We start from the raw sequence: 7,670 nt of genomic DNA, 5'->3' as shown, positions 1-7,670 counted from the left end.
GAGCCGGGGACGATCCTCATCTCCCATAACACGTACCGCCACGTGCGCGGCATCTTCGACGTGCAGCCGCGCGACCCCATCCTCGTCAAGGGCGTAGACGGGCCGGTACAGACCTACATCGTGCGTCGGGCCAAGCCGCGCGCTTTCCGTATGACAACGCGCGGCGTGGATGGTGTTGAGACGCGCATGATCGGCCGCGAGCGCGAATTGGCCCTCTTACAGGGAAGCTTTTTTGCTGCCGTCGAAGGCGGCGGGGCGCGCCTGGTGGCCGTGGTCGGCGAGGCAGGCCTGGGCAAGAGCCGCTTGCTCTACGAGTTCGACAACTGGCTAGAGCTTCGTCCCGAGACCACGCGCTACTTCAAGGGCCGGGCGCGGCCCGCCCTGCAAGGCGTGGCCTACAGCCTATTCCGCGATCTGTTCGCCTTTCGGTTCGATATTCTCGACAGCGACCCGACCGCCGTCGCGCTGGAGAAGTTCCGCGCCGGGATGGCCGGCTATTTGCCGCCGCAACGGGCCGACGTCGTCGGTCATTGGCTGGGGTTTGACTTCTCGTCGAGTGAGGCCGTTCGCTCCTTGCTGGGTAGCGCCGGCTTCGCGACCGCTGCCCGCACCCACCTGACGCGCTACTTCCGCGCGTTAGCAGGTCGGGGGAACCCGCCGGTGGTTGTGATACTGGAGGACGTACACTGGGCCGATGATCCATCCCTCGATTTGATTGCCTATCTGGCGGAGGTGCTGTCCGGCGCGGAGGGAGAGGCCACGCGCCTGCTGTTCGTTGCCGCTACCCGACCGACGCTGTTCGAGCGGCGACCGGATTGGGACGAGGACTCCGCGACCTTTGGGCGGATCAGCCTGACGCCGCTGTCCGAAGGGGATAGCGGCGCCCTACTGGATGAAATCTTGCGCTGTGTCGAGGGAACGCCCGAGCGGTTGCGCGCGCTAGTCGTCAACGCAGCCGAGGGGAACCCGTTCTACGTTGAAGAGCTGGTTAAGATGTTGATCGAGCAGGGCGTGATCCAGCGTGGAGGTGCAGGGGAGCCGGGGGGCAGGGGAGTGGGGGTGAATCAACCGTCTGCCGAGTCTCCCTTCACCCCGGCGCTCCCGCTCCCTCTCCCCTCTGCTCCAGACGAGAGATGGCATGTTTGGGTAGACAGGCTAGAAGGAGTGCGCGTGCCGTCCACGCTGACCGGACTGCTGCAGGCGCGCCTGGACGGGCTGCCTGAAGCGGAACGGGAGGCGTTGCGGCGGGCGGCGGTTGTCGGCCGGTTATTCTGGGATGACACCGTGGCCGACCTGCTACAAGTCGAGCGCGAGACCCTCGACCCCACGCTGGAGGCGGCGCGCCGGCGGGGACTTATCTACCACAGTGAGCACTCCTCCTTTGCCGGTGTCGAGGAGTATCTTTTTCAGCACGCCCTGCTGCGCGACGTGGCCTATGAGACGGTGCTGCTGAAGCGCCGCGCCGAACTACACGGCCGGGTGGCCCGCTGGCTGGAGGCCCACGCCGGCGAGCGGCTGGGCGAATATCTGGGCCTCATCGCCGGGCACTACGCTCAGGCGGGCGAGGGCCTGAAGGCGGCGGCCCTGCTGGAACGGTCAGGCGAGGAGGCGTTACGTGTGGGCGCGGTCGAGGCGGCGCGCCGGGCCCTGGAACGCGCGTTGGCGCTTCGTGAGGCGGCTGGCGAGACTGGTGGGTCGGCGGTCACCAACGCGCTCCTCCGCCTGAGCAGGGTCTACCCCACGCTGGGCGATTTGCCCGCGGCCGAGGCAGTTCTGGAGCGCGCGCTGGCCGGCGCACGCGCGACGGGTGACGTCACGACAGAGGCCGAGGCGCTGGCCGGGCAGGCCAGCATCGCCAACGCGCGCGGCGAGTATGACCGGGCGCGGGCGCTCGTCGAAGCGTCTTTACCACTCGGTCGCGCCGTCGGCGGCCAGACGCTGGCGCTCATCCTGCACATGGCGGCCTACGCGGCCTGGAGCATGGGCGATCTGGAGCCTGCCGAGACCTACGCGGTTGAGGCGCTGGCGACGGCCCGGGCGCTCGGCGCGGTAGTCAACGAGATCGAGGCGCTCAATGTGCTGGGCAACATCGCCACGAGCAACCGCGACCTCGACCGGGCAACCGAGTTCTCGCTGGCCGCTCTGGCGCTGTCCCGGCTGGCAAACCATTTGACCTATGAGAGCCGCGCGCTCCTCAATCTCGGTTATCTTTACTACCTTCTAGACGATCTTGGACAAGCCGAGGCGTATAGCCGCGAGGCGCTCACGCGCTCGCGTGAACTGGGCGGCCGGCTCCAGACTTCCATTGTGCTCGGCAATCTGGCGCAGGTCCACCTGAGGCTGGACAACACAGCGGCGGCCCGCGCCGAGGCGCACGAAGCGCTGACGCTGGCCGTCGCATTGGATTACCTGCCGGCTGTCGTCAACGGGGTATCCCTCTTCGGCCAGATTCTCGCCGCCGAAGGGACTTGGGCGCGGGCGCTGGCCCTCTTTGGCGTGGCCTATGCCCATCCGGCGCTGGAGCATCAACTGCAGCTGGAGATTGAGGACGAACTGGCCCGGCTTGTCTTGCCTTCAGCCGAGGTCGAGGCCGGCCTGGCCGCCGGCGAGGCGCTGGATTTTGAGACGGTCGTGCAGGAGATTCTGAACGGGCAATGGTAAGGGCGTACCAGCGTATGTGCCTTTTTTACGTCCTCTTCATCGACACAGGAGCAGTGCGACCGTTAGAATAGGGTAAGTGGTTTCTCCATGACGCCCTACGAATTGCTCTACACGTCGGCCACGCCCTTCCTGCCCGCGCTCTACGGCCGGGTCAGGCGCGATCTGCGCCACTTGCTGGCGGAGACAGCGGCCGAACGACCGCGCGTGCTGGACGTGGGCGGGCGCAAATCCCCCTATACCATCGGCCTCCCGGCGGAGATCACCCTGCTGGATATCCCCCAGGAGTCCGAAGTCCAGCGCGATCTGCACCTCGGCGTGACGAACGCCATCCTTCACGACGTGCAGCGCTCCCGGAGCAACATCGCCGGCGTCGTTTTGCAGGACATGACTCGCTGCACCTTGCCCTCCAGCAGTTTTGACGGCGCGATCTGCGTCGAGGTGATCGAGCACGTGGTGGAAGACGAGGCGTTTGTCGAGCAAATCGCCCGCGTGCTGCGGCCGGGCGGCTGGCTCTACGTGACCACGCCCAACGGGGACTATATGCCCTCGCACCAGCACAACCCCGACCATGTCAAGCACTTCCGACGCGACGAGTTGCGCGAACTGCTGGCGCGCCACTTCGCCGACGTCTGCGTGACCTGGGGCGTCAAGACCGGCAAGAACCGGACGCGCGGGCTGCGCACGCTGTCGCCGCGCCATCCGCTGACGACCGCGCAGGCCATGGCCAGCAACGTCCTCAGCAGGTTGGAGTCGCGCAGCCTGGACGAGCAGCCCCGGCGCACGGCTCACCTCTTCGCCATTGCCCGGCTGGACTAGAAACGAGTTTCTCAGCAGAAACCCGGTTTCTAGTCGTTGGCTAACCTCCGCCCGTTACGCTATCCTTGCGCTATCCTGTTCGTGGTCAGGCAATTTAGAGCTTTAAGAAATGGCTACGGATATGGACGGAAGAAGACGTCCACCCCATCCAAAGAACGGCTATGAATTGCCTGACTACGAGCGGCGAACCACCATAGCATCGAGGTGTCTCTATGGCGATCAAACAAGGCTGGCAAGGACGTGTCTACGAAGATTTCGAGGTGGGGGATGTCTACCCTCACCCCCTCGGCCGCACCGTGACCCAGAACGACAACATCTGGTTCTCGCTGCTGACCATGAACACCAACCCTATCCATTTCGACAGCGCCTACTCGGCCCAGACCGAGTGGGGCACGCCGCTGGTCAACTCGGCCTTCACCCTGTCGCTGGTGATGGGCATGTCCGTGAGCGATATTTCGCAGAACGCGGTCAACCTGGGCTGGGATGAGATTCGGCTGCCCAACCCGCTCTATGAGGGGGATACCGTCTACGCCCAGAGCGAGGTGCTGGAGAAGCGCGAGTCGAATTCGCGCCCGCACCAGGGCCTCGTCACCATCCGCACGACCGGCATGAACCAGGATGGGCTGGTGGTCATCACCTTCAAGCGCACCATCCTCGTCTACAAGCGCGGCTACGTCCCCCAGGCCCACCGCCCGACGCCGAAGCAATAGCTCGTAGTCAGGCGGTTCATCGCCGTTCTTCGCTCTCCCCTAACCCCTCCCATGGAGGGCGAAGAACGGCGATGAATCGCCTGACTACGACCGAGGAGGGAAGTCACCATGAAGAATGAGGCGATGCTGGCCGGCGCGGCGATCCGGCCGCTGGAGCCGGACGCCGACCTGGAGGCGCTACTGGAGCTGCTGCGCGTCGTCGCGCGGGCCGACGGGCAGGAACCGCTGACCGCCGACCGGCTGCAGGAGGCGCTCCTCTGGCCCAAGCATGAGCGGTGGGTAGCTGCTAACCCGACCGAGTCCCACGACCTGATCGGCTACGCCGTCCTGTTTCACCAAACGACCGACCGCTGCTATGGCGACATCAAGGTGCACCCCGCGTGGCGGCGGCGCGGCATCGGCCGCCAATTGCTCGACCGGCTGTCCGAGCGGGCCGCCGAACTGGACGCGGGCTACCTGGCGATCGACGTGCCCGCCGACAATCAGGACGCCCTGCGCTTCCTGCTATCGCAGGGTTTGCGCTACCGCGGCGATACCTGGGCCTTGCTGGCCCCGGCTGACACACCGCTGCCGCCGCCCGTTTGGCCGCACGGTTACACCGCGCGTTCCTATGCCGAGGTCGCGGATTTGCCTTTGCTCGTCGAGTTGTGCAACCGCACCTTCCGCGACCTGTGGGGGCATTGGGAAAACACGCCGGGCATGGTGACGGTGGAGCGGATGCGCGGTTGGCTATCCCACGCCGACCCCGCCGGCACATTTCTAGTGTTCGACTCTTCCGGCGCGCCCGCCGGCCAATGCCGCGCCATGCCGGCGGCGGCCGGCGCGCCGGCCGGTACGCCTCACGTCATCGACCAGCCGGGTATTGTCCCCGAGGCGCGCGACGCCGGGCTGCACACGCCGCTGGCCCTGACCGCGGCGCACTGGCTGCGCGGCCAATCGCCGCGCCCCATTCGCCTGGAGTCGTGGGGCGACCGGCGCGAGACCATCGCTCTCTACGAATCGCTGGGCTTTGCGCTGGTCGAGCATGAGGTGAGCTACGTCTTAGCACTTTGAGCAGCGACAATCAGCGCAGAAATCGGCGTCTATCAGCGTCCCATTCCAGATTGTGCTAAACTTCACAACCATGAACAAGCGCGCCATCCTCTCTGTTCATGACAAGTCTGGTTTAGTCGAATTGGGCCGCGGGCTGGTTGAGCTGGGTTGGGAACTGGTAGCCAGCGGCGGCACGGCGGCGGCGTTGCGCGGGGCGGGTCTGCCCGTGTGCGACGTGGCCGAGATTACTGGCGCGCCGGAGATGCTGGGGGGCCGCGTCAAGACGCTCCACCCGGCCGTCCACGGCGGCATCCTCGCCCGCGACCTGCCCGAAGACGCGGCTGACCTGGCGGCCCACGGCATCGCCCCGGTCGGCCTGGTCGCGTGCAACCTCTACCCTTTCAGCGAGACCATCGCCCGGCCCGGCGTCACGCTGGCCGAGGCGGTGGAGCAGATCGACATCGGCGGTGTGGCGCTCTTGCGCGCCGCGGCCAAGAACTTTGCTCGGGTGACCGTCCTGTGCGACCCGGCTGACTACGGCGCGGCGCTGGAGGCGCTGCGGGCTGGCGGCATCGAGGACTCGCTGCGCTATGCGCTTGCGGTAAAGGCGTTCGCGCATACGAGCGATTATGATACGGCGATTGCGGCGTTCTTGAGCAGGGGAGCCGGGGGGCAGGGGAGCAGGGGAGCTCACCCGATTTCAGAGTCCGCATCCTCAGATGCGGTGCTCCCCAGACAACTCGCCTTGAACCTCGTCAAGGTACAGCGCTTGCGCTATGGCGAGAACCCCCACCAGGCGGCGGCGCTCTACGCGACCGACGCGGCGGCCGGCCCGCTCGGCGGCCGGTTGCTGCAGGGCAAGGAGCTTTCCTACAACAACCTGCTCGACCTGGACGCGGCCTGGCGGGCGGCGGCGGCGTTCGAGCGGCCGGCCGTGGTCATCGTCAAGCACCTCTCCCCCTGCGGTCTGGCCGTGGGCGACAGCGTGGCCGCGGCCTTCCCGGCGGCGCTGGCCTCCGACCCCGTTTCCGCTTTCGGCGGCGTCATCGCCGCCAACCGGCCGGTGGACGGCGCGTTTGTCGCCGCCCTGGCCGCAGCTGACCTGTTCGTGGAGGCGGTCATCGCCCCGGCTTTCGACGACGAGGCGGCGGCCTGGTTCGCCGCCCACAAGAAGAGTTGCCGGCTGGTGGCGTTGGGCGAGGGGGAGAACGACGCGGGCCTGATCGAACTGCGCTCCATCCGCGGCGGCGTCATTGCCCAGACGCGCGACGAGGGCGACCCGCCCGCGGCTGAGTGGCGCATCGTCAGCCGGCGCGCCCCTACCGAGCAAGAGTCGGCCGCCCTACGCTTCGCCTGGGTCGCCTGCCAGCACGTCAAGTCCAATGCCATCGTCCTGGCCGGCGCGGGCGCGACGGTGGGCATCGGCGGCGGGCTGCCCAGCCGGGTGGACGCCGTGAAGCTGGCGGCGGCCAAGGCGGGCGAGCGGGCGCGGGCAGCGGTCATGGCCTCCGACGCTTTCTTCCCATTCCCCGATGGGGTGGAGGCGGCGGCCGAAGCGGGGGTAACGGCGGTCGTCGAGCCGGGCGGCTCCGTGCGCGACGACGAGGTGATCGCCGCCGCCGACCGTCTCGGTCTGGCCCTCGTCTTCACCGCCGCGCGGCATTTCCGGCACTAGACTATAGGGGCTAGGTTCTAGGGGCTAGGTTCCAGGGACTAGGGGCCAGGGAAGAGCGCTCTTCCCTAGCCCCTAGTCCCTGGAACCTAGCCTCTAGTGAGTGATAACGTCGGCGCGTTCGTAGAGCATGGCCTTGATCTCCAGGATGTCCCGTCTCAACTGGGGATCGGTTTCGACCAGCGCGGCGATCTTCTCGTAGCCGTGCAGCACCGTCGTGTGGTCGCGGTTGCCCAGCCGCGCGCCGATCTGCGGCAGCGACGCCTCGGTTTCGGTGCGCGACAGATACATGGCGACCTGGCGCGGGTAGGCGATGGCGCTCTTGCGGCTGCTGCTGTCCAGCGCCTCGGCCGTCACGTTATAGTAGCGGCAGATGATGTCGAGCACCTGCTCGACCGTCACGCGCTCCGCCCGGCGCATCGTGTCAGCCAGGGCGCGGTTGACGAGGTTTTGATCGATGGCGTCCCCCGTTAACTGCGCGTAAGCTACCACCTTGTTCAGCGCTCCCTCCAGCTCGCGGATGTTCTGCCGCACCTGGTGGGCGATGAACTCGATGACGTAATCGGGGACGGAATAGTTTAACTCGTCCGCCTTAGCCAGCAGGATGGCCCGGCGCGTCTCCTCTTCCGGCGGCTGCACGTCGGCCGACAGCCCCCATTCGAAGCGCGATAGCAGCCGCTCCTCTAGCGTCGCCAGCGCCTTGGGCGGCCGGTCGCTGGAGATGACGACCTGCTTACCCAGACTGTGCAGATCGTTGAAGGTGTGGAAGAACTCCTCCT

General features: G+C 66.9%; 6 protein-coding genes. 5 read left to right on the top strand and 1 reads right to left on the bottom strand.

Going from position 1 to position 7,670, the window contains the following annotated elements:
- From ACE3UY_RS20685 to purH, 5 genes are all read left to right on the top strand, one after another.
- The coding region (locus ACE3UY_RS20685; RefSeq protein WP_374689374.1) for an AAA family ATPase at positions 1-2,661 on the top strand (2,661 nt) is incomplete at its 5' end.
- 87 nt (positions 2,662-2,748) lie between these two features.
- The gene (locus ACE3UY_RS20680; protein ID WP_374689373.1) at positions 2,749-3,477 is read left to right on the top strand and encodes a class I SAM-dependent methyltransferase; all 729 of its coding nucleotides are present in this window, start codon (positions 2,749-2,751) and stop codon (positions 3,475-3,477) included.
- Between the two features lie 212 nt (positions 3,478-3,689).
- Positions 3,690-4,187, top strand: coding sequence for a MaoC family dehydratase (locus ACE3UY_RS20675; protein WP_374689372.1), 498 nt, complete (start codon positions 3,690-3,692; stop codon positions 4,185-4,187).
- Between the two features lie 108 nt (positions 4,188-4,295).
- A complete protein-coding gene (locus ACE3UY_RS20670; protein ID WP_374689371.1) occupies positions 4,296-5,240 on the top strand; it encodes a GNAT family N-acetyltransferase in 945 nt (314 codons plus the stop codon).
- Positions 5,241-5,310: 70 nt separating this feature from the next.
- Positions 5,311-6,894 (top strand): bifunctional phosphoribosylaminoimidazolecarboxamide formyltransferase/IMP cyclohydrolase, encoded by a 1,584-nt coding sequence (gene purH, locus ACE3UY_RS20665; RefSeq protein WP_374689370.1) that lies wholly within the window; start codon positions 5,311-5,313, stop codon positions 6,892-6,894.
- A gap of 93 nt (positions 6,895-6,987) precedes the next feature.
- Here purH and ACE3UY_RS20660 read toward each other — a convergent pair.
- Positions 6,988-7,670 (bottom strand): chromosomal replication initiator protein DnaA (locus ACE3UY_RS20660; protein WP_374689369.1); only part of this gene is annotated, 683 nt, incomplete at its 5' end.

The organism is Promineifilum sp. (SeqCode), from assembly GCF_041918635.1.
Taxonomy (GTDB): Bacteria; Chloroflexota; Anaerolineae; order Promineifilales; family Promineifilaceae; genus Promineifilum.
The sequence above is the reverse complement of the archived record's forward strand: the minus strand, read 5'-3'. Positions and strand labels throughout refer to the sequence as shown.

What these genes read in the sequence shown, in the direction of transcription:
- ACE3UY_RS20680 (WP_374689373.1), top strand. Translation starts at nt 2,749, where the DNA reads ATGACGCCCTACGAATTGCTCTACACGTCGGCCACGCCCTTCCTGCCC.
- ACE3UY_RS20675 (WP_374689372.1), top strand. Translation starts at nt 3,690, where the DNA reads ATGGCGATCAAACAAGGCTGGCAAGGACGTGTCTACGAAGATTTCGAG.
- ACE3UY_RS20670 (WP_374689371.1), top strand. Translation starts at nt 4,296, where the DNA reads ATGAAGAATGAGGCGATGCTGGCCGGCGCGGCGATCCGGCCGCTGGAG.
- purH (WP_374689370.1), top strand. Translation starts at nt 5,311, where the DNA reads ATGAACAAGCGCGCCATCCTCTCTGTTCATGACAAGTCTGGTTTAGTC.